Origin of the sequence: Rhizobium sp. NFACC06-2 (assembly GCF_900101425.1) — a bacterium.
GTDB lineage: Bacteria > Pseudomonadota > Alphaproteobacteria > Rhizobiales > Rhizobiaceae > Agrobacterium > Agrobacterium leguminum.
Window position 1 is genome coordinate 135,143 of record NZ_FMVA01000010.1, and the last position, 24,907, is coordinate 160,049.

General features: G+C 60.6%; 24 protein-coding genes and 2 pseudogenes. 15 read left to right on the forward strand and 11 right to left on the reverse strand.

The genetic code is table 11. The annotated features are described in order from the left end of the window. Nucleotides 1–28: 28 nt before the first annotated feature. The 6 genes from F3H58_RS17795 to F3H58_RS17820 all read right to left on the reverse strand — a co-directional run bounded on the left by F3H58_RS17795 (nucleotide 29) and on the right by F3H58_RS17820 (nucleotide 6,193). Complete coding sequence (locus F3H58_RS17795) at nucleotides 29–1,114, reverse strand: ABC transporter ATP-binding protein (RefSeq protein ID WP_149743109.1); 1,086 nt, start codon at nucleotides 1,112–1,114, stop codon at nucleotides 29–31. Beyond that, nucleotides 1,111–1,938, reverse strand: coding sequence for a carbohydrate ABC transporter permease (locus F3H58_RS17800; protein WP_065655228.1), 828 nt, complete (start codon nucleotides 1,936–1,938; stop codon nucleotides 1,111–1,113). The genes F3H58_RS17795 and F3H58_RS17800 overlap by 4 nt, the downstream gene beginning before the upstream one ends. Then, nucleotides 1,935–2,837 (reverse strand): carbohydrate ABC transporter permease, encoded by a 903-nt coding sequence (locus F3H58_RS17805; protein ID WP_149743110.1) that lies wholly within the window; start codon nucleotides 2,835–2,837, stop codon nucleotides 1,935–1,937. Before F3H58_RS17805 ends, F3H58_RS17800 begins: the two co-directional genes overlap by 4 nt. A 111-nt stretch (nucleotides 2,838–2,948) precedes the next feature. After that, nucleotides 2,949–4,181, reverse strand: a complete 1,233-nt coding sequence (locus tag F3H58_RS17810) for an ABC transporter substrate-binding protein (RefSeq protein WP_149743111.1) — start codon at nucleotides 4,179–4,181, stop codon at nucleotides 2,949–2,951. A 62-nt stretch (nucleotides 4,182–4,243) separates the two neighbouring features. Next, complete coding sequence (locus tag F3H58_RS17815; RefSeq protein ID WP_149743112.1) at nucleotides 4,244–5,146, reverse strand: sugar phosphate isomerase/epimerase family protein; 903 nt, start codon at nucleotides 5,144–5,146, stop codon at nucleotides 4,244–4,246. Between the two features lie 12 nt (nucleotides 5,147–5,158). Beyond that, nucleotides 5,159–6,193, reverse strand: a complete 1,035-nt coding sequence (locus F3H58_RS17820; RefSeq protein WP_149743113.1) for a Gfo/Idh/MocA family protein — start codon at nucleotides 6,191–6,193, stop codon at nucleotides 5,159–5,161. A 140-nt stretch (nucleotides 6,194–6,333) separates the two neighbouring features. Between F3H58_RS17820 and F3H58_RS17825 the strand changes: the two genes are divergently transcribed. Beyond that, entirely contained in the window at nucleotides 6,334–7,362 is a 1,029-nt protein-coding gene (locus F3H58_RS17825) for a LacI family DNA-binding transcriptional regulator (RefSeq protein ID WP_080857825.1), read from the forward strand. Nucleotides 7,363–7,376: 14 nt separating this feature from the next. On the opposite strand, the gene F3H58_RS17830 is transcribed toward F3H58_RS17825, so the two are convergent. Then, nucleotides 7,377–8,255 (reverse strand): hypothetical protein, encoded by an 879-nt coding sequence (locus F3H58_RS17830; protein ID WP_149743114.1) that lies wholly within the window; start codon nucleotides 8,253–8,255, stop codon nucleotides 7,377–7,379. Nucleotides 8,256–8,404: 149 nt separating this feature from the next. Beyond that, complete coding sequence (locus F3H58_RS17835) at nucleotides 8,405–9,178, reverse strand: SDR family oxidoreductase (RefSeq protein ID WP_149743115.1); 774 nt, start codon at nucleotides 9,176–9,178, stop codon at nucleotides 8,405–8,407. A gap of 136 nt (nucleotides 9,179–9,314) precedes the next feature. Between F3H58_RS17835 and F3H58_RS17840 the strand changes: the two genes are divergently transcribed. After that, entirely contained in the window at nucleotides 9,315–10,214 is a 900-nt protein-coding gene (locus tag F3H58_RS17840) for a LysR family transcriptional regulator (RefSeq protein WP_149743116.1), read from the forward strand. 104 nt (nucleotides 10,215–10,318) lie between these two features. On the opposite strand, the gene F3H58_RS17845 is transcribed toward F3H58_RS17840, so the two are convergent. Further along, the gene (locus tag F3H58_RS17845) at nucleotides 10,319–10,714 is read right to left on the reverse strand and encodes a (R)-mandelonitrile lyase (protein WP_078053300.1); all 396 of its coding nucleotides are present in this window, start codon (nucleotides 10,712–10,714) and stop codon (nucleotides 10,319–10,321) included. Between the two features lie 304 nt (nucleotides 10,715–11,018). On the opposite strand from F3H58_RS17845, the gene F3H58_RS17850 reads away from it, so the two are divergent. From F3H58_RS17850 to F3H58_RS17900, 11 genes are all read left to right on the forward strand, one after another. Then, on the forward strand, nucleotides 11,019–12,041 hold the full coding sequence (locus tag F3H58_RS17850; protein WP_149743117.1) for a substrate-binding domain-containing protein: 1,023 nt from the start codon (nucleotides 11,019–11,021) through the stop codon (nucleotides 12,039–12,041). 103 nt (nucleotides 12,042–12,144) lie between these two features. Then, a complete protein-coding gene (locus F3H58_RS17855) occupies nucleotides 12,145–13,638 on the forward strand; it encodes a sugar ABC transporter ATP-binding protein (protein ID WP_149743118.1) in 1,494 nt (497 codons plus the stop codon). Beyond that, a complete protein-coding gene (locus tag F3H58_RS17860; protein WP_149743119.1) occupies nucleotides 13,635–14,579 on the forward strand; it encodes an ABC transporter permease in 945 nt (314 codons plus the stop codon). Before F3H58_RS17855 ends, F3H58_RS17860 begins: the two co-directional genes overlap by 4 nt. Before the next feature lies 1 nt (nucleotide 14,580). Continuing rightward, complete coding sequence (locus F3H58_RS17865; RefSeq protein WP_065117786.1) at nucleotides 14,581–15,549, forward strand: ABC transporter permease; 969 nt, start codon at nucleotides 14,581–14,583, stop codon at nucleotides 15,547–15,549. 3 nt (nucleotides 15,550–15,552) lie between these two features. Next, nucleotides 15,553–16,575 carry a LacI family DNA-binding transcriptional regulator gene (locus F3H58_RS17870; RefSeq protein WP_149743120.1) on the forward strand — a complete coding sequence of 341 codons (1,023 nt, stop codon included), beginning with the start codon at nucleotides 15,553–15,555 and terminating at the stop codon, nucleotides 16,573–16,575. A 33-nt stretch (nucleotides 16,576–16,608) separates the two neighbouring features. After that, on the forward strand, nucleotides 16,609–17,658 hold the full coding sequence (locus F3H58_RS17875; protein ID WP_149743121.1) for a sugar phosphate isomerase/epimerase family protein: 1,050 nt from the start codon (nucleotides 16,609–16,611) through the stop codon (nucleotides 17,656–17,658). An 11-nt stretch (nucleotides 17,659–17,669) separates the two neighbouring features. Next, the gene (locus F3H58_RS17880) at nucleotides 17,670–18,839 is read left to right on the forward strand and encodes a Gfo/Idh/MocA family protein (RefSeq protein ID WP_149743122.1); all 1,170 of its coding nucleotides are present in this window, start codon (nucleotides 17,670–17,672) and stop codon (nucleotides 18,837–18,839) included. Nucleotides 18,840–18,968: 129 nt separating this feature from the next. Then, nucleotides 18,969–19,823, forward strand: a complete 855-nt coding sequence (locus F3H58_RS17885) for a sugar phosphate isomerase/epimerase family protein (RefSeq protein WP_188128975.1) — start codon at nucleotides 18,969–18,971, stop codon at nucleotides 19,821–19,823. A 149-nt stretch (nucleotides 19,824–19,972) separates the two neighbouring features. Beyond that, nucleotides 19,973–21,658: a GMC oxidoreductase gene (locus F3H58_RS17890; RefSeq protein WP_149743124.1), complete on the forward strand. Its 1,686-nt coding sequence runs from the start codon at nucleotides 19,973–19,975 to the stop codon at nucleotides 21,656–21,658. Further along, nucleotides 21,658–22,218, forward strand: coding sequence for a gluconate 2-dehydrogenase subunit 3 family protein (locus F3H58_RS17895; RefSeq protein ID WP_149743125.1), 561 nt, complete (start codon nucleotides 21,658–21,660; stop codon nucleotides 22,216–22,218). The genes F3H58_RS17890 and F3H58_RS17895 overlap by 1 nt, the downstream gene beginning before the upstream one ends. A 69-nt stretch (nucleotides 22,219–22,287) precedes the next feature. Further along, nucleotides 22,288–22,683: a c-type cytochrome gene (locus F3H58_RS17900; RefSeq protein ID WP_149743126.1), complete on the forward strand. Its 396-nt coding sequence runs from the start codon at nucleotides 22,288–22,290 to the stop codon at nucleotides 22,681–22,683. Between the two features lie 58 nt (nucleotides 22,684–22,741). Here the strand turns inward: F3H58_RS17900 and F3H58_RS17905 are convergent. Continuing rightward, a pseudogene (locus F3H58_RS17905) lies at nucleotides 22,742–23,092 on the reverse strand (Crp/Fnr family transcriptional regulator); the annotation flags it as partial. On the opposite strand from F3H58_RS17905, the pseudogene F3H58_RS17910 reads away from it, so the two are divergent. Both F3H58_RS17910 and F3H58_RS17915 read left to right on the forward strand, forming a co-directional pair. Further along, nucleotides 23,033–23,702: pseudogene (locus F3H58_RS17910) on the forward strand (molybdopterin dinucleotide binding domain-containing protein); the annotation flags it as partial. The pseudogenes F3H58_RS17905 and F3H58_RS17910 sit on opposite strands and share 60 nt — an antisense overlap. Further along, nucleotides 23,699–23,941 carry a hypothetical protein gene (locus F3H58_RS17915; RefSeq protein ID WP_149743127.1) on the forward strand — a complete coding sequence of 81 codons (243 nt, stop codon included), beginning with the start codon at nucleotides 23,699–23,701 and terminating at the stop codon, nucleotides 23,939–23,941. The pseudogene F3H58_RS17910 and the gene F3H58_RS17915, both read left to right, overlap by 4 nt. On the opposite strand, the gene F3H58_RS17920 is transcribed toward F3H58_RS17915, so the two are convergent. Next, complete coding sequence (locus tag F3H58_RS17920; protein ID WP_149743128.1) at nucleotides 23,916–24,776, reverse strand: LysR substrate-binding domain-containing protein; 861 nt, start codon at nucleotides 24,774–24,776, stop codon at nucleotides 23,916–23,918. The two genes, F3H58_RS17915 and F3H58_RS17920, sit on opposite strands and share 26 nt — an antisense overlap. Between the last annotated feature and the right edge of the window lie 131 nt (nucleotides 24,777–24,907).

Sequence of the window (24,907 nt, forward strand, 5' to 3'; positions counted from 1 at the left end):
GGAGGACACAGCCGGCAAAAACCGCCGCTCAGCGGGTCAGGAAGCCGATGCCTGTTTCCGCATCGAACAAATGCATATCGGACGGGTCGATGTCGAGGCCGATCGTTTCACCGGCTTTGACCGCGCTGCGTCCCTGCACCGCGATGACCAGTTCGGTGGAGGTTCCCGTGGTGAGGAAAGTGGCCGAGCCGGTCGTCTCCACCGCGGAAACCGGCAGCGTCAATGCCACCCCGGCTGCTGCGGCCGGCCGGATATGTTCCGGCCTGATGCCGACGATCACATCCTTGCCGGGCGGTAGGGAGGCCGGATTCCCGATCGATTGCTGCGGCTCGCCTTCGCCGAACCTGAGCTGAAGCGCCGCGCCATCCGGGCTGACGGTCGCCGGAATGAAATTCATGGCCGGCGAGCCGATGAAGCCCGCAACGAAACGATTGACCGGGCGGTCGTATAGTTCCAGCGGTGTGCCCTGCTGCTCGATCACGCCATCGCGCATGACGACGACATGATCGGCCATGGTCATCGCTTCGATCTGGTCATGGGTGACATAGACCGACGTGGCATGCAGGCGATCGTGCAGTGCGCGGATTTCCTTGCGCATGTGGACGCGTAGCGCCGCATCGAGATTGGAAAGCGGCTCATCGAACAGGAAGGCCTGCGGATTGCGGATAATCGCCCGGCTCATGGCCACGCGCTGGCGCTGGCCGCCGGAGAGTTCACGGGGATAACGCTTCATCAGCTTTGAAAGACCTGTTGTGGCGGCGACTTCTTCCGCCGCCTTGCGGGCCTCGGCCTTGGCGACGCCGCGCATACGCAGCGAATAGGTGAGATTTTCCTCCACGGTCATATGCGGGTAGAGCGCATAGGACTGGAACACCATCGCCACATCGCGCTTGCGCGGCGGCACGCCGTTCATGAGGGTGCCGGCAATGCGCATGTCGCCGGCCGATATGGTTTCCAGCCCGGCGAGCGAGCGCAGAAGTGTGGATTTGCCGCAGCCCGACGGGCCGACAAGTGCGACGAAAGTGCCCTTCTTGATGGAAAGGTTGATGTTCTTCAGCGCATGAAAGGCGCCGTAATATTTGTTGACGCCGGAAAGTTCGATCTGAAGGGTCATTTGAGCGCTCCTGAGGTCAGGCCGGAAACGATGCGGCGCTGCAAGAGAATGAAGAGGGCGAGAATGGGCGTCACATACATGGTCGCATAGGCCATGATGTTGTTCCATTCGCTGGTATTGGGGCCCATGAAGGAATTGAGGCCGACGCTCGCCGGCTGCAATTCGGCCGCCTGGATCATTGATTTCGAATAGACGAACTCGCCGAAGGCCTGCATGAAGATGAGGATGGCGCTGACGAGAATGCCGTTTCTGGCAAGCGGCAGCACGATGTTGAAGAAAGCGCCGACCCGAGAATTGCCATCCACCAGCGCCGCCTCTTCCAGCTCCTGCGGCACGGCCATGAAAGTGGCGCGCACAAGCACCACGAAGAAGGGCATGCTTTTCGCCGCAATGGCGAGGATGACCGACAGGCGCGGATAATCCAGAAGCCCGAATTGCGAGAAACCGACGAAGATCGGCGTGATCATCAGCGATGCCGGGAGAACCTGCAGCATGAGGATGAGGAACAGGCCGATATCCACCCAGACATTGCGATAGCGCGCCAGCACATAGGCACAGCCGACGCCGAGAATGGTGATCAGCAGCACCGCGCTGGAGGCGATCAGCACCGAGTTCCACAGGTATCGGCCCATGTTGCGGCTGTTCCAGACATAGGCATAGGTCTGCCATTGCGGGTCCGTGGGCCAGAAGGCGGGCGGATTGGCGAACATTTCCGAGCCGCTTTTGAGCGAGGTCAGATACATCCAGTAAAGCGGGAAGAGGTAGATGATGGCGAGCACGATGGCGATGGCCAGCATCAGGCGGTTGCGGGTCGTGATGCTCATCCGCGCACCTCATGCCGTGTGGAGCGCACATAAACGATGGAGGCCAGCATGACGAAAACGATCATGATGACGGAGATCGTGGCGCCCTTGCCGAAATCATATTGCCGGAAGGACAGATCCCAGGCCCAATATTGCGCCACGTTGGAGCTGTTGTTCGGTCCGCCATCGGTAATGGCGGCGAAAAGATCGAATTGCTGCAGCGTGAAGATCAGCCCGAGCGAAACGATCGCGCCGATGGTGGAGCGCATCATCGGCAGGGTGATGGTGTAGAAGCGCTGCCAGGCGTTCGCCCCGTCCAGTTCCGCGGCCTCGTAGAGGTCGCCGGGAATGGAGGCGAGGCCGACGGAAAGCAGGATCATGTTGAAGGAGGTGCCGAGCCAGATATTGGCGATGACGACCGCCCAGAGCGAAAAATTCGCATCCGACCGCCAGAAGATATTGCCCGATATCAGGCCGCTTTCCCGTAGGAAGAAATTCAACACGCCGAAATCGCCGGACAGGATCCAGTTCCAAATCGCGCCCACCACGAGGCCGGGCATGACCCATGAGACGAGAAAAAGGCCGCGCAGCCAGGTGGCGCCGGGAAAATTGACCCAGAAGAACAGCGCCAGGCCGAAGCCGATGGCGAATTGCCCGGCAATCGAGGCCACGACAAAGGTGACGGTGTTGAAAAGGATCGGCAATGTTTCCGGCTGCCGGAACAGGTCGATGTAATTCTTGAAGCCGACGAAGGGGCGCACGAAGGTGCCCAGGCTGAACATGTCGACTTCCTGAAAGCTCATGACGATGTTGTAGATGAGCGGCAGCCCCGCCATGAAGAACAGGAAGCCCAAAGGAAAGGCGACAAGGACGATATCGAAACCGCGACCGTCACTGAGGCTGGAAAACAGTTTTTTCATGAAACATCCTCGCAAGCTCCAGTCGGGGCCGCCGCCGCTTGTCGCGACAGGCAGCCCCACCGGGAGGAACCCCTTGGGTGGAGGCCGGAGAAACCCGGCCGCCCGCCCGGATCAGCCTTCGACCAGCTTTATCTTTTCAGCGGCCTGGTCGAGCGCGGCTTTCGGCGTCATCTGACCCGAAAGCGCACCCTGAATGGCATCCTGAATCGCCTTGGAAATCTTCGGCCATTCGGGCGAGGGGCCGCGCGGCTGCGCATATTTCAGCTGTTCCACGAAGGTCTTCAGCGCCTCATCCTTCAGCGCATTGCCGGTCGGCGGAACGGGAATATCCGAGCGCGCCGGCAACTGGCCGAAGTTCTTGAACATGTCCTTGTCCTTTGAGGCGAAGAACTCGATTGCCTTGAAGGCTTCTTCCGGATGTTTCGTCTTGGAGAAGATCGCCCAGTTATAGTCGCCCATGGCCGAAGACCGGGGGGCGTCCGGCGTGGGCACCGGCAGCAAAGCGACACCCCAGTCAAACTTGGCGTCCTTCAGCATACGGTCGATTTCCCATGGGCCGGAAATGACCATGGCGGCGTTGCCGGCATTGAAGGTGGCGGTGGAGTCCCATTGGCTGCGCGTCAGCGTATCCGGCGATGCCAGCTTTTCATCCAGCATCAGCTTCCACGTCTCGAGCGCTTTGACCGCACCCTCGGTATTGATGTTCTTGTAGGTCGCGCCCGCCATTTGCGCCCAGGGCAGGAACTGGAAGGTGCCTTCTTCATTTGCCTTGGCGCTGAAGCTGATGCCGTAAATATTCTTCGAGGGGTCGGTCAGCTTACGGGCCGCTTCCACCAGCTCGTCCCAGGTCTGCGGCGGTTTTGCTGCATCGAGGCCTGCTGCCTTGAACAGGTCCTTGTTGTAATAAAGCGCAATCGTGTTCGTCGCCTTCGGCACGCCGAAATATTTGCCGTCCCACATCACCGATTTCAGCGGTCCCGGAAAATAATTCTCCGTCTTGATGACGTCCGACTTGGCGATCATGTCGGTCACATCGAGAAAGGCCCCGCGTGCGGCGAACATGGCATGGTTGGGGTTGTCGATGGCGATGATGTCCGGCGCATTGCCAGTGGAATAGGCGCGCATGGATTCGCTCACCACATCATCGAACTGCAATTGCCGGTATTCGATCTTGATGCCGTTATTGAGCGCGTTGAACTCCTTGATGAGGTTCGGCGCCGGCTGGATATCGCGATCCAGCGACCAGAGGGTCAACGTCACATCTTCCGCCTGCGCCGCAATAGCGCCGGCGGATACGCCCGCCAGCATAAACGCGCCGGCCATCATGCATTTCGCGATACCCATAATCTCCTCCTCTTGGTTATCGTCTCTGCAATTTTTGAAAACCTTCTCCCAAAAGGCTTTCGTTATGTCGGGTCGACGACGAAATCGCCGCCGCGGCATTTTTTCAGATAGTTCAGGCCATGCACCTGGCCCGTCATTTCCAGCGCATCGCGATAGACGGGGTCATGCCAGCCCTCGATATCGATGGAGCCGGACCAGCCGGCGAGGCGCAGTTCGGAAATAATGTCCGTCCAGTTGCTGTCGCCGAAGCCCGGCGTGCGCATGAAGACGAATTTTTCCTTGCCGAAAATGCCGTGCTCGCGAATGACATCCCAGCGGATGGTCGCGTCCTTGCCGTGCACGTGGAAAATCTTGTCCGCCCATTTGCGGATCTGCGGCAGCGGGTCGATCAGATAGACCATCTGATGGCAGGGTTCCCATTCGATGCCGATATGCTCGTCCGGCGTTTCGTTGAAGATCAGCTCCCAGGCGTCGGGATTATGCGCGATGTTCCAGTCGCCAGTCTGCCAGTTGCCGTCCATGGCGCAGTTTTCAAAGGCGATCTTCACGCCCTTATCGGCGGCGCGTTTTGCAAGCTCGCTCCAGATTTGCCTGTATCGGGGAAGGCTTTCCGGCAGCGGCCTGCCGCGCAATCGGCCGGTAAACCCCGCAACGCAGGTCGCGCCGAAATGGTGGGCATTGTCGATGCAGTCTTTCCAGCCCTGCAATGTCTCAAGGTCGATGTCGGTCTCCTCCAGCGGATTGCCGAACATGCCGAGCGTGCTGATGGTGATGTCGCGCTCGCCGATCGCCTCGCGGCAGCGCTTGCCGAGTTCGGCAAGGTCCTGACCGTTGGTCGTCTGCCAGAAGAACGGCTCGAAGCTTTCAAAGCCGAGATCGGCGATCTGGCCGATGCGTTCGGCCCCCTGTCCCTTGGTGGCGCTGACCATGGTGCCGATGCGGATGGATGTTGCCGGATTGCTCACGTCTTTCAGTCCTTATGCTGCAATGGAAACACGCTGGCCGAGGCGGGCGCTTTCAATCGCGCCGATCACCATGGCAAGGCTGTTGATGTTGTCGAAGGAGGCCGTTTCCGGCATCTCACCCGTGCGGATGGATTGAAGGAACGAGAGAATGACGCTGGCATGACCACGCGTGTCCTTCTCGGAAATGGCTTCGGAAACGTTTACGGTCCTAGAGCCACGCAGAAGCCCCTGTTCGTCGCCGGCCACGGAGGCGGAGAAATTGTCTTCCCCGTCCCAGAGGATCATGCCCTTGGAGCCGATCAGTCGCCAGCGCGCTTCCCAGCTGGTCCGCTCGCCTTCGGCGCACCAGGAGCCGCGATAGGTGAAGACGACATCATTCGAGAACTCGAAAATGGCGTTGGCGCTTGCGCCATGGGCATACCATGAGCCGGCCGGGTTCTTCTCCACGCAGAAGACGGAGAGGGGTTTTTCATTGGCGACAAAACGGGCCGCGTCGAAGGTGTGGATCGCCATGTCGAGAAGCAGGACGTTTTTCATCTCCTCGCGGAAGCCACCGAAATGCGGCCCAAGGAAGAAATCGCAATGGATGGCCGTCAAATCGCCGATAACGCCATCTTCCAGCGCACGGCGCAGCCGCCGGATACCCGCCACAAACCGCCGGTTTTGTACCACGGCATGAATTTTGCCGGCTTTTTCCGCCAGTTCGACCAGCGTGGCAGCTTCCTCCATGGAGGCGGCAAGCGGCTTTTCGCTGAGCACATGGCACCCGGCCTCAAGACCGGCCTCAACCACGGCGAAGCGTGCCTGTGGGATGACGATATCAAAAAGGATGTCGGCTTTCGTTTTAGCGAGAACCTCGCGCAGATCCGTGCCGATGACCGCATCGGTGAGGGCGAATTCTTCGGCAAGCGCGCGGGCCGTGTTCTCGTTCAGGTCGACCAGACCGGCGATCCTGATCGCACCGGCGATTTCCGGCGTGGATTGAATGGCGCGCAACCAGCCTTTGGCCATGGCTCCGCACCCGCATAAAACGGCATTGAATGTCATCTCATCTCCCCGGACTCTTTCGCAAACTCCTCTTTTGCGCAGAGTATCGTAAACGTTTACGAGACTATGCTGATGATGTTAGATATGTCAAGACCGTTAAGGGGCGCGTCGATTGCGCGCCGGGCCTGGGAGGGGAGTGCATGAAAGGAATTCGTCAGCTTGCCGATTATCTGGAGATATCGATAGGCACTGTTTCCCGTGCCCTGAACGGCAAGCCGGATGTGAACGAAGAAACGCGGCGGCGTGTTCTGGAAGCGGCGGAAAAGCTGGGTTATGTCGCCAACCAGTCCGGCCGTAGCCTCAGGCAGGGAACCACCAATGTCATCGGCCTGATGACCGGCAGCGACGCGCAGACCGTGGAGAACTCCGACAACTTTTTCCTCGGTGTGACGGACGGTCTGCAAAGCGTGTTTTCCGGACATAATCTCGATCTCATCGTTCTGCCCTGTCCGGGGGAAGAGGATCCGGATGAATATCTGAAGCGCATGGTGGCGCGCCGCATGGTGGATGCGATGATCATTTCCGCGACGCGGCGGATAGACAAACGTGTTGATTTCCTGAAGCAGACCCGGCTGCCTTTCGTAGCGCTCGGACGCACGGCTTCCAGCGACACTCACGCTTGGATCGACCTCGATTTCGAGGGCGTCGCGAAAAATGCGGTCGACCGCCTTGCCGCTGCCGGTCATCGTTCGATTGCGGTGGCGGTGCCAGACAGCGATATCAATCTCGGTTATGTTTTTCTCGAAGGATACAGGCGCGCGCTGGAAGACAATGGCATCGCTTACGATTCCTCGCTGGTCATCCGCGCGAAATCGAGCGAGCAGGGCGGTTATCATGCCGCCAGCGAGTGGCTGCAGATGCGGCCCCGGCCAACGGCGATCGTGCTGATCTACGAATTGATGGCCGTCGGTCTTTATCGCCGGCTTGCGGAAGTGGGGCTGAAACCGGGGCGCGATCTCGCCGTCATCGGCTTCCGCGATGGCCCGCGCGGCCAGTTTCTGGAACCGCGGCTGACCAGTTTCCGCATGTCCCTGCATGATCTCGGCGTGACGGTGGCCCAGACGTTGTTATCGACCATGCCGGCCTACGCGCCCTTTTACCCCAATCAGGCCCGCCATTGCGTGTGGCCCATGCTTCTGGTGGCCGGCGAGAGCGACCCCGCCCCATAAGGCAGCAGGGGGCGTTAAAGCTTGAGGCCGTCAACGCTCACGACGCCGAAAGGATTGAATTTATATTCGTCTTCCTCATAGCGTGTGTCGTCTGAGAGGGAGGCGCCACGGCCCTTCAGAGTGGCTTCAACGCCTTCACGCGCCATTTGCTCGGCGATATTGTCTATCAACGCGGCTATCTTCATCTGTTCGGCGTTGGTGGACGGTTGATCCCCGTCTTTTTTGGTGAAGCGCACCTGCACATCGGGCAAGCCGATCAGGTGAAACCCGACGCTCGTCATGCCTTCGGCATCGTCTCCTATGGGGCGGCGTGCGAAAGCCAGACGGCAGGTTCCGGCAAGCGCCATCCCGTCACCGGCCGCCGCCTCGCCACGCGACTGCTCGTAAAGCTGCTTCCAGCGCCTCGCGCCATGGGCGACGCCCGCACTTTCACCCTTCACGGCGACAGCGCCGTGATCGAGCATGTGCTGTACGAATCTGAGGGCGTTTGCGGATGTCTTCACGGCTATTTCGGCATCCATGGATGGGCTGAGCACATAAAGAACCGAGCCGTGCGTGGCGACGGCTGCCTCATCCTCCGGCTGGTAGGCATCGGGGTCGACGCGATCCCAGCAGACATTGAACGAACGTTCCATTCGGTCGTCCGCCTCATCCTGGGAATAATCCTCGTCGAGACTGAAATCGGGCGCAAAATCATCGATGGCGGCTCGGGCGCTCTTCTGCAGCGCCGCCAGCCCATTTTCCGCACCAAGAAAACAGAGGATATGCCGAGGTTTGTATTCGGAACGGGATTCGGCAAAGGCCGCAGGCTTGCCCGATGCTGCGCCGAGAGACGGCCTTGCCAGTACAAGGCCGCCCAGAAATGCGAGAACGCCACGACGCCCGGAATTCATCCGATACCCCCAAGGTTTCCATCAACAGGATGAGGGGTTTTACACCGGCATATATAATTCAGGCCATATGGCGTTCGATACTTTTTTGCATCGCGGTTCTGCTACCTGAAATGAGCCGCTGGCCTGAGCCGGGTGCCATCCGGCAGCGACTATTTCGTGGTGTAACCGCCATTGACCAGAATGGTCTGGCCGGTCATCCACCAGCCATCCGTGACGAGGAAGCGGATATAGGGAACGATGTCCTCGATATCGGTGAGGCCGGTTTTGGAGAAGCCGGAAAGAGCGGCGGCGCTCTTGTGATAGGCCTGCGCCTCCGGCGTTTCCTGACCGTAGAAGAATGGCGTGTCCATCGGTCCGGGACCGATTGCCGTCACGGATATACCGCGTTCGCCAAATTCCTTGGCGGCTGCACGGGTGAAGTGTTCCACCGGGGCCTTGGTGCCGGCATAGCTGGCGTAAAACGGCGTGAAGGCGCCAAGGAGCGATGTCACGAGGGTGCAAATCTTGCCGTTATCGCTGACGTGGCGACCGGCCTGCTGGAGGAAAAAGAAGGCCGACTTGGCGTTGACGGCAGTCATTTCGTCATATTCGGCTTCTGACGTGTCGAGGATCGGCTTTTTCAGAACCTTGCCGACGGTATTGATGGCAATATCCGGGCGGCCGATGGCGGCGACGGTATTGGCAAACAGCTTTTCGACCGCACCTGCCGTGGTGAGATCGGCCTGAAGGGCGACAGCCTCAGCGCCGGCCGCCTTCACGGCTGCCACCGTTGCCTCGGCGTCGGCCCTGGTTGCGGCGCTGTTGTAATGGATGGCGATGGCGCCGGCGCCCTGACCGGCAAAATCGCGGGCAATCAATCCACCGAGATTTTTCGCGCCGCCGGCGATTATGACGGTTTTGCCCTTGAGGGAATGGTCTGTCATGGGTCGGCCTCCTTTTGCCGTGCTCGGCCACGCTGGTGGCCGCTTTCGTTGCAGAAGGATATCGTCTAGCTTTGCGCGATAAAGGCGCTTATTCTGACATGACTTGTCAGAAAAGCCGCACAATAGGGTGTTTCGGTTGGACCGTATCGACCTGTTCCGTATCTTCACACGCGTCGTTGACTGCGCGAGTTTCACGCGGGCCTCTGATACTCTCGGCATACCGCGTTCTTCGGTTTCGGCGGCGGTGCAGGAACTGGAAGGGCGTGTCGGTGCGCGGCTGCTGAACCGCACAACGCGCAAGGTCTCGCCAACCGAGGATGGTTCGGCCTTTTACGAGCGCTGCCAGCGGCTGATCGCCGATGTCGAAGACGCGGAAAATCTCTTCCGGCAGACGGCGGCGCAGCCTTCGGGCCGGTTGCGGATCGACGTGCCGGGCCGGATCGGGCGGCTGGTCATCGCACCGGCGCTGCCGGAATTTCTCGACCTTTATCCGCAGATCGACATAGGTCTCGGCGTTACCGACCGCGCCGTCGATCTGGTGGAAGACAATATCGATTGCGTGCTGCGCGTCGGGCCGCTTAGCGATTCCGGCCTGATCGCCCGCCCGATCGGCAAGTTGCCGTTGATCAATGTCGCAAGCCCCTCCTATCTCGCGCATCATGGAACGCCGAAAACGCCCCACGATCTTTCCCGCCATTGGGCGGTCAATTACGCGTCGCCCTCCAGTGGGCGGGTGGAAAACTGGGAATGGGTCGAAGGTGAGACGCTGCATTCGCTTTCCATGCGCGGTCGCGTCACCGTCAACAATGCCGAGGCCTATATCGCCTGCTGTCTCGCCGGTCTCGGCTTGATCCAGATACCGGCTTACGACGTCAGGCCGCATCTGGAAAGCGGCGAACTCATCGAGGTCATGCCGGCCCATCGGGCTGAGTCGATGCCGATGACGTTGCTTTATTCCCATCGACAGCATCTGTCGCGGCGGCTGCAGGTCTTTGCGGAGTGGCTGGAGGCTCTGCTGCGACGACGGCTTCTGTAGCGTCGCGGTTTGCAGGCCTCCGCCATTGGTTGCGGATGTTTCGTCGCCGGTCGACGCTGCCGCACTGCTACGGGCTATTCATCCGCCACGCCGGCACATCCGCGTCAGCCGCCATATTGGTCATCTGTCACCTGTTCCATCCAGTCCACCACCTTGCCATCCTTGACCTCCTGGAGTGCAATATGGGTCATGGCGACATCGGGTGCTGCCCCGTGCCAGTGCCTTTCTCCCGGTGCGAACCAGACGGTATCGCCGGGACGGATTTCCTCCACCGGGCCGCCTTCGCGCTGCGCCCGTCCGAGGCCGGAGACAACAATCAGGGTCTGGCCGAGGGGATGGGTGTGCCAGGCGGTGCGGGCGCCGGGTTCGAAGGTGACCTGAGCGCCCTGAACCCGCTCGGCATCAAAGGGGTTGAAGAGGGGATCGATGCGGACCTGACCCGTGAACCATGCCTCCGGGCCTTTCGCCGATGCCCGTGTTCCTGCGCGCAATATTTCCATTGGTCGTTCTCCTAATGGCTGACTCGAGGCGATTTGAAGCGGGAATCCTCCCATTGTCTACAGTGAAATGAAAACCGGCATGATCTGCCGGGCAAGGACATTTTCCGAAGCTTCGTGCTGCGCCGGGCTCGCCGCATGTCTCAATTTTTCAAGCCTTTTCCGCCGGTCGGAACTGTTCATCCGCCGCCGTTCCGCGCCCTTGGATAAAAATCATTCTCGGGATTGACTCATTTATGAAAACGGTTACATTTACCGATGTAAACGGTTTCATTAGTTAAAAACCGTGCTTGGAGGAGCAAATTTCATGTTTAGACATTTGATGGCTGCTGCCGCGATGGTGCTGGCGGCGGGCACGTCGGCGCATGCCCAGGAGCAGAGCTTCAAGATCGGTCTTTCCAATTCTTTCGTCGGCAGCGAATGGCGCACGCAGATGATCGAAGAGGCTCAGGCTGCCGCCAAAGCCTGGGGCGAAAAGGGCGTCAAGGTTGAGGTTGTCGTTCAGAGCGGCAATGTTGATGTGCAGGGGCAAATCGGCCATATCCGCAACTTCATGAACCAGGGCGTCGATGCGATCCTCATCAATCCCGGCAGCCCGACGGCCTTCGATCCGATCTTCGCGCAGGCCAAGGCGCGCAATATTCTCGTTATCGCCACCGACGCCGAAGTGTCCTCGAAGGATGCGATCTATGTCGGTATCGACCAGAAGGCATGGGCGGCGCAATCCGCACAGTGGCTTGCGGATTCGCTGAAGGGCAAAGGAAGCGTGGTCGCCATCAATGGCATCGCCGGCAACCCGGCAAACGAAGCCCGCGTCGCCGGTTACCGTGAAGTGTTCAAGAAATATCCTGACATCAAGGTGCTGAACGAAGCCAATGCGAGCTGGGATCAGGCGCAGGGCCAGCAGGCCATGCAGAACCTGCTTGCCACCTATCCCGATATCAGCGGCGTCTGGGTGCAGGACGGCATGGCGGACGGCGCATGGCGCGCCATCGAAGCCGCAGGCAAGACCAAGGACATTGCCGCGACAGGTGAAATCCGCAAGGACTTCATGACCCGCTGGGAAAAGGAAAAGTTCAATTCCGGCGCTTCGGTCAATCCTCCCGGCGTCATGGCCAGCGCGCTTAATGTTGCGGTGCTGAAGCTGCAGGGCAAGGAATTCAAGGACGGTATTTTCGGCGGCGCCTATGGTAACGCCATCTATATTCCGATCCCCTTCGTCAGCAACGACAACCTTGCCGACAACATCAAGGCTGCCGATGGCAAGCCGGGCTACTGGTCCGTCACGGCGACCGTGACGCCGGAGCAGGCTGGCGAGTTCTTCAAGTAAGAGCCGTTTCGGGTCGGCGGCGAACGCCGGCCCGAACCACAATTTCGAGTGCGGACCGGGCCTTGGCCATCCGCCCGTGACAAGCATTATTCGGGGACATGCGATGGCGAACGCTTTGGAAGCGGCCGGCATAACGAAGAATTTTGGCGCGGTACGCGCGCTTTCCGACGGCAGGCTGACGGTTGGCCGCGGTGAAATTCACGCGCTTCTGGGCGCCAATGGCTGCGGCAAGAGCACGCTCTGCAAGATCGTTGCGGGCGCGGTCGCGCCGACCAGCGGCGCGATCAGGTTCAATGGCGAAGACGTGCGCTTTAAAAGCCCGAGGGACGCCGAAAATGCCGGTATTGCGCTGTTTTATCAGGAACTCAGCCTCGTTCCGCAGCTTTCGGTCGCCGACAATATTTTCCTCGGCCGTGAGCCGAAACGCGGCATCTTTGTTGACGGCAAGGCGCTGAAGGCCGAAGCGGCGAGGCTGATCGCGCTGTTTGACGGCGTGGCTGGCGAAGGGCTGGAGCCGGATGCAATCGTCGGCAATCTGCCGCCCGATCAGCGCCAGCTCGTCGAAATCCTCAAGGTCTTCGCCCAGAATGCCAGCCTGATGATCATGGACGAGGCGACGGCGGCGCTCGATGGCCGCCAGTCGCAGCGCTTTTTCGAGATACTCCGGGCCAAGAAGGCGGACGGTGTCTCCACCATCATGATTTCCCACCGTCTCGACGAGGTTTTCGCCGTCTGCGACCGTATCACCGTCATGCGCAACGGCGCGACGATTTCCGAACTCGATACGGCGGCAACCACCCGTGAAGCCATCGTCCACGACATGGTCGGCGATGTTCGGGCTGCTCCTGCCCGTCAGAACGGGCGTTCGGCTGCTTCGCCGAGCCTGAAGCTGACGGATGTTGCCGGTGAGGGCGTTCGCGGTGTCTCTCTCGAAGCCTATCCGGGCGAAATCGTTGGTCTGGCCGGCCTGCAGGGTCAGGGCCAGTCGGCCTTGCTGAAGGGTCTTTTCGGTGCCAACCCATTTGCCTCAGGCCAAATCCGGTTTGAGGGTCGTGAAATCACCATCGGCAAGCCTTCGCAGGCGGTTCATAGCGGCTTTGCTTATGTCTCTGGCGACCGTGGCCGTGACGCTTCCCTCCAGGGCCGGTCGATCTTCGAAAATCTCGTCGCGGCGCTGATGGTGCGCGAAAAGATGCGGCTGGTCCGTCCTGCGACGCTGAAACCGCGCGTGCAGAAGGTCGCGGATGACATGAAAACGAAGTTTGCCGGCCTGGATATGCCGATAGGCACGCTTTCGGGCGGCAACCAGCAGAAAATCTTTATCTCCCGCTGGCTCGCCACCGCGCCGAAACTGCTTTTGCTCGACGATCCGACCAAGGGCATCGATCTTGGCGCGAAGGCCGATCTCTTTGCCCTGATGCGGCAACAGGCCGATGCCGGCGCGACCATCCTTCTTTATTCCTCGGAGGATGCGGAAATCCTCGAATATGCCGACCGCATTCTTGTGTTCAACGGTGGACGCATTTCTGCGGAACTGACCGGAGCCGACATGACATCCGTAAACATGACCCGCGCCGCTTATGGAGATGCCGCATGAGCGCCTCCGGTTTTCTGCGCAGGCAGCCATGGGTCATCACCCTCGTCGTATTGGCGCTTCTCATCGCCGTGAACACGTTTCTGCAACCCTCCTTCGTTCAGCCCTCCGTGCTGCAATCGAACCTGACGACGTTCCTGCCGCTGATCCTGGTCGCCATTGGCCAGACCTATGTCATTCTGGCGGGCGATATCGATCTGTCGGTTGGCAGCATCGTGGCGCTTGCCAATGTCGTCACCGTCAGCGTCATCGCCGCACTGGGCGGCACGACAGGCGCTGTCTTCGCCGGCATGGCGGCGGGTGTGGCTGTCGGGCTGCTCTGCGGACTGGTCAATGGCCTCTTCATATCCGGCCTGCGCTTCCAGCCCATCGTCACCACCTTCGCAACCGGTATCATCTTTGCCGGGCTGGCGATCTGGGTGCTGCCGCAGGCGGGCCTTCCGGTGCCGGAAGCCTATTGGCAGACCTATTCCGGCAGCTTCATCGGCCTGCCCTTCGTGCTGTGGGTGCTGATTGGGGGCATTGCCTTCACCCTCATCGTGACTCGTATTCCGTTTCATACGCACCTGTTGGCCGTCGGCGGCAATCGCACCGGTGCCTTCCAGACGGGTCTGCGCCTTTCGGGTATCCGCATCGGCGCATACATGATCTCCGGCCTGTTCTCGGCGCTGGCAGCGCTTTGCCTAACAGGGGAGACGGCCTCGGGCGACCCTTTGCTCGGCGCAAGTCTGGCGTTGTCTTCCATCTCGGCCGTGGTTCTGGGCGGCACCGCACTTTCGGGCGGTTTCGGCAGCTCGACAGGGTCGATTGCCGGCGCGCTGGTGCTCGGCATGATCGGTAATGTGATTTTCTTTGCGGGCCTGCCCTTCGAGTACCAGACACTGGTGCAGGGTTTGATCGTGCTGACGGCGCTGGCCGGCGGTGTTCTGGTGACGAGGCGTTGATATGACCAATCCCGGCTTGCAAATCAAAACCCTCCTCACAGATCCCTTGACCATCGCCATTGGCGCATCGGTCTTCCTGCTGCTGGTCGGCGAATTGTTGTCGCCCGGCTTCGCACAGGGCTCGCAGATCGTACGACTGCTGACGATTGCCGCCATTCTCGGCATCGTCGCGGCGGGCCAGAATCTCGTCATCCTCGGCGGCCGTGAAGGCATCGACCTTTCCGTCGGCGCGATGATCTCGCTCGGCGCCGTCCTTGCCGGCAATATGATGAACGGCCAGAATGCGGGCATTCCGCTTGCCATTCTCGTTGCAGGCGGCATCCCCTTCCTGATCGGCCTCATCAACGGCCTCGGCATCACCTTCGTGCGCATCCCGCCACTGGTCATGACGCTTGGCATGACGGCGGTCATTCAGGGCGGGCTGGTCGTTTATTCGCAGGGCGTTCCATCAGGTGCGGCTGCACCCCTGCTGGCGGGCTTCATCAACCGGCCGCTCATCTTCGGCATTCCCGGCGTGCTTTTCGTCTGGCTGGGCATCGCCGCGATCATGCTGTTCGTCCTGCGCCGCACGGCCTTCGGTTTCGCCATTTATGCCATCGGCTCGAACGAGCGGGCGGCGACGCTCACCGGATTGCCCGTCTCTTTGATCCGCACGCTGCTTTATGGCCTTTCCGGCCTGTTTGCCGGGCTGACCGGGGTGTGCGTCATCGGTTACACCGGCACGTCCTTCATCTCCGTCGGTGACCAATATGTGCTTCCGTCGATCATCGCGGTCGTCATCGGTGGCACCTCGCTTGCCGGCGGTGCGGGCGGATATGTCGGAACCATGGCCGGGGCTGTTGCGCTCACCATTCTGCAAAGCGTACTGATAACGCTCAACCTCGATGTATGGGCACGGCAGATCATATTCGGTGTCACGTTGCTAGCGCTGATGCTGCTTTATGGCCGCCAAAAGCAGTTGCGTGTGTGACAGATGAGCAAAGACCAAGGTTCTAATATCAGGGAAGTGGCAGCTCTCGCGGGCGTTTCCATCGCGACCGTATCGCGGGCGCTGCAGCAACCCGACAAGGTTCGCCCGGAAACCCGCAAGAAGGTTTTCGACGCCGTCCGACAGGCGAACTTCGTTCCCAATGCGCAGGCGGCGAGCTTCCGCCGCCAATCCAACAACACCGTCATCCTTCTCGTTCGCGATATCGGCAACCCGTTTTATCTCGAAATCTACAAGGGCGTTGAGGAAGCGGCGGGCGAAGCGGGCTTCAAGGTGCTGATGGGCGATGCCCGCAACGACGAGAACCGCGTGGCGACCCATATCGACATGGTGCGCCAGAAACATGCCGACGGCCTGATCCTGATGACCGGCCAGTTTCCCGCCGAGTTTCTCGATCAGGGCGATGCGTTGCCGCCGATTGTCATCGCGTCGGAAACGGTGCCGGGCCTCGCGCTGCCGACCGTCAAGGTCGATAACCGCGCCGCCTCCATCAACGCCATGCGCCACCTCATTGAAGCCGGACACAAAAGGATCGTGCATCTGGCCGGTCCCGTGCCGGAAAGTCTGGCGCAGGAGCGTTTCGACGGTTACCGCGATGCACTTGCCGAGGCCGATATCGCTTATGCCGACGAACTTGTCGTGACGGGCGACTACAGCATCGAGGCGGGCCGTCAGGCGATTGCGTCTCTTCTTGAAAATGACGTTGCCTTCACCGCGATCTTCGCCTCGAGCGACCAGATGGCGATTGGTGCGATCAGCGAATTGCGTGCGCGTGGCGTTTCGGTTCCGGCCGATGTCTCCGTCATCGGCTTCGACGACATCATTTTCGCCAACGCCTTCGAGCCGCCGCTGACGACGGTGCGCCAGCCCCGGCAGGAAATGGGCCGCAGGGCCATGGCGCTGATGGTGGATCGCCTGAACGGCAAACGCACGGCCGAGACCATCGTGCTGGATACGGAACTGGTGGTGCGCGGCTCGGTCGCGCCCTGCCGCCCGCCGCATCGGTAGCGGCCAGACTGTGAATGCAAGGAGTGTAAGGACATGAAGACGATCAAAGGCCCGGCGATTTTCCTCGCGCAATTTGCCGGAGACGAGGCCCCTTTCGACACGCTCGACAATCTCGGCCAATGGGCGGCTTCCCTCGGTTACAAGGGCATTCAGGTGCCGACCGATCCCAAACTCTTCGATCTAGAAAAGGCCGCCGCCTCCAAGACCTATTGCGACGATATCAAGGGCCGGCTTGCCGAGATGGGTATCGAGATCACCGAGCTTTCGACCCATATTCAGGGCCAGCTCGTCGCCGTTCACCCGGCCTATGACGAAATGTTCGACGGTTTTGCGCCCGCTGAACTGCGCGGCAAACCGCAGGCGCGGCAGGAATGGGCCGTCAATCAGCTGAAGTGCGCGGCGAAAGCCTCGCGGCATCTCGGCCTCAAAAGCCACGCCACCTTCTCCGGCGCACTCGCCTGGCCCTTCGTTTACCCATGGCCGCAGCGCCCGGCGGGCCTCGTTGAACTGGCCTTTGCGGAGCTGGGCAAGCGCTGGACCCCCATTCTCGATGCCTTCGAAGAGAGCGGCGTCGATCTCTGCTACGAGCTGCATCCGGGCGAAGATCTGCATGACGGCGTCACCTTCGAGCGTTTCCTCGAGGCTACCGGCAGTCACCCGCGCGCCAACATCCTCTACGATCCCTCCCACTTCGTCCTTCAGGCGATGGATTATCTCGATTTCATCGACATCTACCACGAGCGTATCCGCGCCTTCCACGTTAAGGATGCCGAGTTCAATCCGACCGGCCGTTCCGGCGTTTATGGCGGTTATCAAGGCTGGGTCGACCGGCCGGGACGTTTCCGCTCGCTCGGCGACGGGCATGTCGATTTCGGCGCGGTGTTTTCCAAGCTCACCCAATATGACTTCGATGGCTGGGCGGTGCTGGAGTGGGAATGTGCGCTGAAGCATCCGGAAGATGGAGCGCGCGAAGGTGCACGCTTCATTGAAAACCACATCATCCGCGTGACCGAGCGGGCCTTCGACGATTTCGCCAAAAGCGGCATCGATGATGCCGCCAATCGTCGCCTTCTTGGACTTTGAAAGGGATAGCCATGTCCTCCGCTACAAAGAAATTCGATAGCCGCCGTATCCGTCTCGGAATGGTCGGTGGTGGTCAGGGCGCTTTCATCGGGGCGGTGCACCGCATCGCAGCCCGGCTGGATGACCGTTATGAGCTGGTGGCCGGCGCGCTTTCTTCCGATGCTGCGCGTGCTGCCGCTTCGGCAACCCTGCTCGGCATTGCGCCGGAGCGTTCCTATGCCTCGTTCGAGGACATGGCGGCGGCCGAGGCTGGACGCGAGGACGGTATCGAGGCGGTCGCCATTGTCACGCCGAACCATCTGCATTTTGCTCCGTCCAAGGCATTTCTCGACGCCGGTATCCACGTCATCTGCGACAAGCCGGTCACCGCGACGCTGGAAGAGGCGAAGGAGCTTGCCGGGATCGTCAGGGCATCCGATAGCCTGTTCATCCTGACGCATAATTACACCGGCTACGCGATGCTGCGGCAGATGCGGGAAATGGTGGCGAGTGGCGACATCGGCAAGCTGCGCCACGTTCAGGCCGAATATGCGCAGGACTGGCTGACCGAAGCCGTTGAAAAGACAGGCGCAAAGGGAGCGGAATGGCGCACCGACCCCAGCCGTTCCGGCGCTGGTGGCGCAATCGGCGACATCGGCACCCATGCCTTCAACGCTGCTGCCTTTGTGACGGGTGAAATCCCAACAAGCCTTTATGCCGATCTGACGTCGTTCGTTCCGGGCCGGCAGCTGGATGACAGCGCCAATATTCTGCTTCGTTATGCAAGCGGCGCAAAAGGCATGCTCTGGGCGAGCCAGATCGCGGTTGGCAACGAAAACGCGCTGTCGCTCCGGGTCTATGGCGACAAGGGCGGGCTGGAATGGCACCACCGCGTGCCGGATGAGCTGTGGTTCACACCTTATGGCGAGCCGAAGCGTCTGATCACCCGCAATGGCGCGGGTGCAGGCGATGCCGCCAACCGTGTCAGCCGTGTGCCGTCAGGGCATCCGGAAGGATATCTCGAGGGTTTTGCGACGATCTACCGCGAAGCCGCAGATGCAATCATCGCAAAGAGGGAGGGAAAAACGGCCGCCGGGGATGTGATTTATCCCGGCATAGAGGACGGCCTTGCGGGTCTCGCATTCATCGATGCGGCCGTCCGGTCCAGTCGGACCTCGTCCTGGGTCGGGATCGACATCTAGTTCACCCAATATCGGGGACGGACGACGCAGGGCACAGGAGGCGGTGCCCGGCATGACCCGGCCAGACGGTCGGGAAAGGCGAGGGCACGCGTGTCGTCACATTGATCAAACGGAAAGGGAGTTACGCGTTTGAAAACGTTCAAGTCAAAATTCGCTGGCATGGCATTCGTGGTTGGACTGGCGACCGGTTTCGCAAATCCGGTTTTTGCCGATGACAGCAAGGTGCTGCCGATTGCCGCGCAGATGTACACGCTGCGCAATTCCGGAACGCTGGAGGAGCAGCTTGCCATTCTCAACCGCGCTGGCGTTTCCGCCGTTGAAACGGTGGACATGCAGAAGGTCAGCGCCGCCGAACTGAACACATTGCTGGAAAAGCACAAGATCAAGGTCATTTCCTCGCATGTGCCGATCGACAAGCTGCGCGGCAATCTCGATGCGGTCATCACCGAGCAGAAGGCTGTCGGCAACGCGGTCGTTACCGTGCCGTTCCTGAAGCCGGAAGACCGCCCGAAGGACGCCGCCGGCTGGACCGCCTTCGGCAAGGAGCTTGGCGGTTACGCGGACAAGCTTTCCGCAGCAGGCCTCTCCATGGCCTATCACAACCACGACTTCGAGATGGTCAAATTCGACGGCAAGACGGCGCTCGAACTGCTGCTCGACGCGGCAGGCCCGAAACTGCAGGCCGAAGTCGATGTCGCCTGGGTGGCGCGCAGCGGCAATGATCCGGCCGAATTCCTCGGCACCTTGAAGGGCAAGGTTTTCGCCATCCACGCCAAGGACAATGCACCGGCCGGCACGGCGGAAAACGAGCGCGGCTTCGCCACACTCGGCACCGGCGTTCTCGACTGGAAAACGATCCTGCCGGCGGCCAAACATGCCGGCGCAAAATGGTTCATCCTTGAGCACGATCTTCCGCTCGATGCCGAAGCCGTCGTGACCAAGGGCAACGCGTTCCTCAATGAACGCCTTCCGACCATTCAGTAAACACTGCCAGTAAAACCAGAACCGCTCCCCGGCGGCCGGTTTCGGCGGGGAGCATGAGGTTCGACAGACGCTTGACCATTTTCCGCCGCGCCGCGACGGGAAGCGCTTTGTCCTGTCGTTTTTTCCAAGCTCACATCGGAGGAGTTATCATGGCAAACAATCATTATGATGCGATTGTTGTCGGCTCGGGCATCAGTGGAGGCTGGGCCGCAAAGGAACTCACGCAAAAGGGCCTGAAGGTCCTGATGCTGGAGCGCGGCCGCAATATCGAGCACATAACCGACTATCAGAATGCCGACAAGGAAGCCTGGGATTACCCCCATCGCAACCGCGCCACGCAGGAGATGAAGGCGAAATACCCCGTTCTCAGCCGCGATTACCTGCTGGAAGAGGCGACGCTCGGCATGTGGGCCGATGAGCAGGAAACGCCCTATGTCGAAGAAAAGCGCTTCGACTGGTTCCGTGGTTACCATGTCGGCGGCCGCTCGTTGCTCTGGGGACGCCAGACCTATCGCTGGTCGCAGACCGATTTCGAGGCCAATGCGAAAGAAGGCATCGCCGTTGATTGGCCGATCCGCTATGAAGACGTCTCTCCCTGGTATGACTATGTCGAACGTTTTGCCGGCATTTCCGGCAGCCGCGAGGGGCTGGATATTCTCCCCGATGGCGAATTCCTGCCGCCCATTCCGCTCAATTTCGTCGAGCAGGATGTGGCCAGCCGGCTGAAGAAGGCGTTCAAGGGCACGCGCCACCTCATCAATTCACGCTGCGCCAACATTACCCAGGAACTTCCTGATCAGGAGCGCACGCGCTGTCAGTTCCGCAACAAGTGTCGGCTGGGCTGTCCCTTCGGCGGCTATTTCAGCACGCAGGCCTCGACCCTGCCTGCGGCGGTCGCCACCGGCAATCTGACGCTCAGGCCTTTGTCCATCGTCAAGGAAATCCTCTACGACAAGGACAAGAAAAAGGCGCGTGGCGTCGAGATCATCGATGCCGAAACCAACCTGACCTACGAATACACCGCCGACATCATCTTCCTGAACGCCTCGACGCTGAACTCGACCTGGGTGCTGATGAACTCCGCCACCGATATCTGGGAAGGCGGTCTCGGCAGCAGCTCCGGCGAGCTCGGCCACAACGTGATGGATCACCATTTCCGCATGGGCGCGACAGGCCAGGTGGAAGGCTTCGAAGACTTCTATTTCAAGGGCCGCCGCCCGGCGGGCTTCTACATTCCGCGTTTCCGCAATACCGGTGACGACAAGCGTAAATATCTGCGCGGTTTCGGGTATCAGGGTTCTGCCAGCCGTTCGCGCTGGGAGCGGGAGATCGCTGAACTCAATATCGGCGCCGATTACAAGGAAGCCCTGACCGATCCGGGCGGCTGGACCATCGGCATGACCGCCTTCGGTGAAATGCTTCCCTATCACGACAACCGCGTGAAGCTCGATCATGACAAGAAGGACAAATGGGGCCTTCCGGTCCTCTCCATGAATGTCGAGATGAAGCAGAACGAACTCGACATGCGCGAAGACATGGTCAATGACGCCGTCGAGATGTTCGAGGCGGTCGGCATCAAGAACGTCAAGCCCTCGCGGGGCAGTTACGCCCCCGGCATGGGCATTCACGAAATGGGAACGGCCCGCATGGGCCGCGACCCGAAAACCTCCGTCCTCAACGGCAACAACCAGGTCTGGGATGCACAGAACGTCTTCGTGACGGACGGCGCCTGCATGACCTCGGCCTCCTGCGTTAACCCATCGCTCACCTACATGGCGCTGACGGCGCGTGCGGCCGATTTTGCCGTTTCCGAACGCAAGAAGGGGAACCTGTGATGAACAGACGCGAACTGCTGAAACTGATAGCCATTGCCACCGGCCTTCCGCTGATCGGCGCGGATGTCCTCACGGCTGCCGAAAACGCCGCCAAGCCCGCCGGCGCTACCCACGTCTTCACCCCGGAGGAAATCCGCTTTCTGGACGAGGTGGCGGAAACCATCATTCCCCGCACCTCCACGCCGGGCGCAAAGGATGCTGAAGTGGGAGCATTCATGGCCATCTATGCGGCCGATTGTTATACCGACGAACAGCGGACACTTTTCCTTTCGGCGATTTCCGACATCGAGAAACGCAGTCAGTCCGAACACAAGAAGGGCTTTCTGGAGCTGACGGCAGAACAGCGGCAGGTGCTGCTTGCCGCCCTGGACAAGCAGGCCAAGGCGGAACAGACGCCGGCAAAGCCGCACGCCTTCACGCTCGTCAAGCAACTGACGCTGCTCGGCTTCTTCACCTCGAAGATCGGGGCGACGGAAGTTCTCGTCTACGACGAAATTCCCGGCGGTTTCGAAGACCGCGTTCCCTACAAGAAGGGCACGCCCGCCTGGGGCACGACCTGAAGAGAGAACTGTTGGCCCGTCCGCATTTGCAGACGGGCCACACTCAAGCGGCAAGACAAGGATGACACGATGCGCAAGACAGTAATCATCGCGGCGGCTATGCTGACCGCAAGCACCGTTCCCGCTCTTTCGGAGGGCGATGTTGCCAAGGGGGAGGCGGTCTTCAAGCGCTGTTCCGCCTGCCACGCCATAGGCGAGGGCGCGAAAAACAGGGTCGGCCCGCAGCTTAACGGCATCATCGGCCGTGTGGCAGGCGGCGTGCCTGACTATACTTATTCGGCAGCGATGAAAAAAGCGGGCGAGGACGGCCTTGTCTGGACACCGGAAGAATTGCGGGATTTCCTGAGCGCGCCGAAAAAGAAAATACCCAGCAACAAGATGGCGCTGGCCGGCATCAGCAAGCCGGAAGATCTGGACAATCTCATCGCCTATATCGAAAGCGCCGCTTCGAAGCCGGCTGAGTGAGAGCAGCACGGCTGCCCGGTGGAAGTAAAACTCCTGGCGAAGGTCAGGCGCCTGCGCGCTAGACCTGGCTCGCTTCACCCTCCGCCAGCTGGGCGAGGCCCGGCAGATTGCAGACCAGAAGCTTCTGCCGCCCGCCCTTCACCAGCCCCTTGCTCTCCCAACTGCTGAGGATGCGGGAAACGGTGTGCAGTGTCGTGCCGGTCATTTCGGCTATATCCTGTCGCGAGATTGGAAAGTCGATGCGGATACCGTCCAGCTCCTTGCGCCCCGCCTGTTGAGAGAGGCGCAGCACGGTGTGGTCCACCCGGCGCTCCACTTCCTGCGTCGACATTTCGCGGATACGTGTATGGGCTTCCTCCAGACGCTGGCCGAGCTTTATGCCGACCCGAACCGCAAGGTCATGTCGCTGTGGACCATGGGGTTCAACCAGCATGTGCGCGGCGTCTGGGCCAACCAGATGGTCTACAACATCCATCTGCTGACGGGTAAGATTTCCGAGCCGGGCAACAGCCCGTTCTCGCTCACCGGCCAGCCCTCGGCCTGCGGCACGGCGCGCGAGGTGGGCACCTTCGCCCATCGCCTGCCGGCCGACATGACGGTGACCAACCCGGAACACCGTAAACATGCCGAGGAAATCTGGCGCATCCCGCACGGCATCATCCCGGAAAAGCCGGGTTACCACGCCGTGCAGCAGGACCGCATGCTGCATGACGGCAAGCTGAATTTCTACTGGGTGCAGGTCAATAATAACGTCCAAGCCGGTCCCAACACCAAGAACCGACGATGCGCGCAAGCGCGGGCTCAACCAGCGCGTGGAAATCCGCATCGTTTCGCGCCGTGGCGAAATACGCTCCCGCGTGGAAACGCGCGGCCGCAACCGCATGCCGCCCGGCGTCATCTTCGTTCCATGGTTCGATGCCAGCCAGCTCATCAACAAGGTGACGCTCGACGCAACCGATCCCATCTCCAAGCAGAGGGATTTCAAGAAATGCGCAGTCAAGATAGAGCCGGTTGCATGATCAGGAAACACGGATGGATCGCCGCCACGCTTCTGGTCGTGGCGCTGGCGACGGGGGCCGTTGCGCAGATGGTGCCGGAATTGTCCGGTCCGCGCGGCGATGCCATGCAGACCGAACCTGCCAAACCCCTGCCGAAATGGGTGATCGACGATTTCAGGCGCATGCGCGCCTATCCGGAGCAGCCGCCGCCAGGGGGGCTTTGTCGGGCCGTAATCAGGCCCGGCCGGCTTCTTCTATGAACCGGCGCACCAGCGGCAAATGCCGCCTTTCGGCACGGCAGATCGCATATTCGTCGATAAGTTCACTGGCGTCGTGCAGCGACACGAAGGAAAGGCGCGCATCATGGCCGAATTCCAGATCGGCCACCACGCCGCATCCGACCCCGTTGGCGATGGCCTCGCGCACACCCTCGCGGGAGGAAATCTCGATTACCGGCTGGATGGAAATGCCGTGACCGGCAAGGTTCTTTTCGAAGATTTCGCGGGTGCGGGATCCCCGCTCACGCATGACGAAGGATAAGCCTTCCAGTTCGGCCATGAAGACACCCTCACGTTCCGCTAGCGGGTGGGTGGTGGGCACGCACAGGCCAAGCCGCATGCTAAGAAATTTGACGCCATAAAGACGCGGATCGTCCGGTGCGCGGGCGGTGATGGCGACGTCGGCGCGGTAGTCGATGATCTGCTCCACCACCCGCGCTGAATTATCGACCGAAAGGGAGAAGGTGAGCTGCGGCCGCTCGGCCTTCAGTCGCGAAAGAATCGGTAGCGGCAGGACGGGACCGTCCGCGGCGACCCGCAAATGTCCGCCGGCAAAACCCGTATCGCCGCGCAGGAAGGCCTTGGCCTCGTTCTCCGCCTGAAACAGGCGCGCAGTAATTTCGAACAGGCGCTCGCCCTGCGGGCTGAGGCTCACCCCGCGCGGTTTTCGTTCCAGAAGGTTGACGCCGCTGATGGCTTCCAGCTCCCTCACATGGGCCGACAATGTGGACTGGCTGATCGCCATGTCCCGTGCGGCCTGCGAAAAACCGCCCGATTGCGCCACGATGTGGAAGGCCTTCAGTTGGGTGATCGACATGGGTTCCTGTTCTGCGGCCGGCCGACACAACACTTGCCGGTGCGCCATGATCATCCGTCATAACGCTGACAAAGGCATGACGCCCGCGACAGGCCTCCATTAATCTTAACGGCGGAAACCGATGGCGGGCA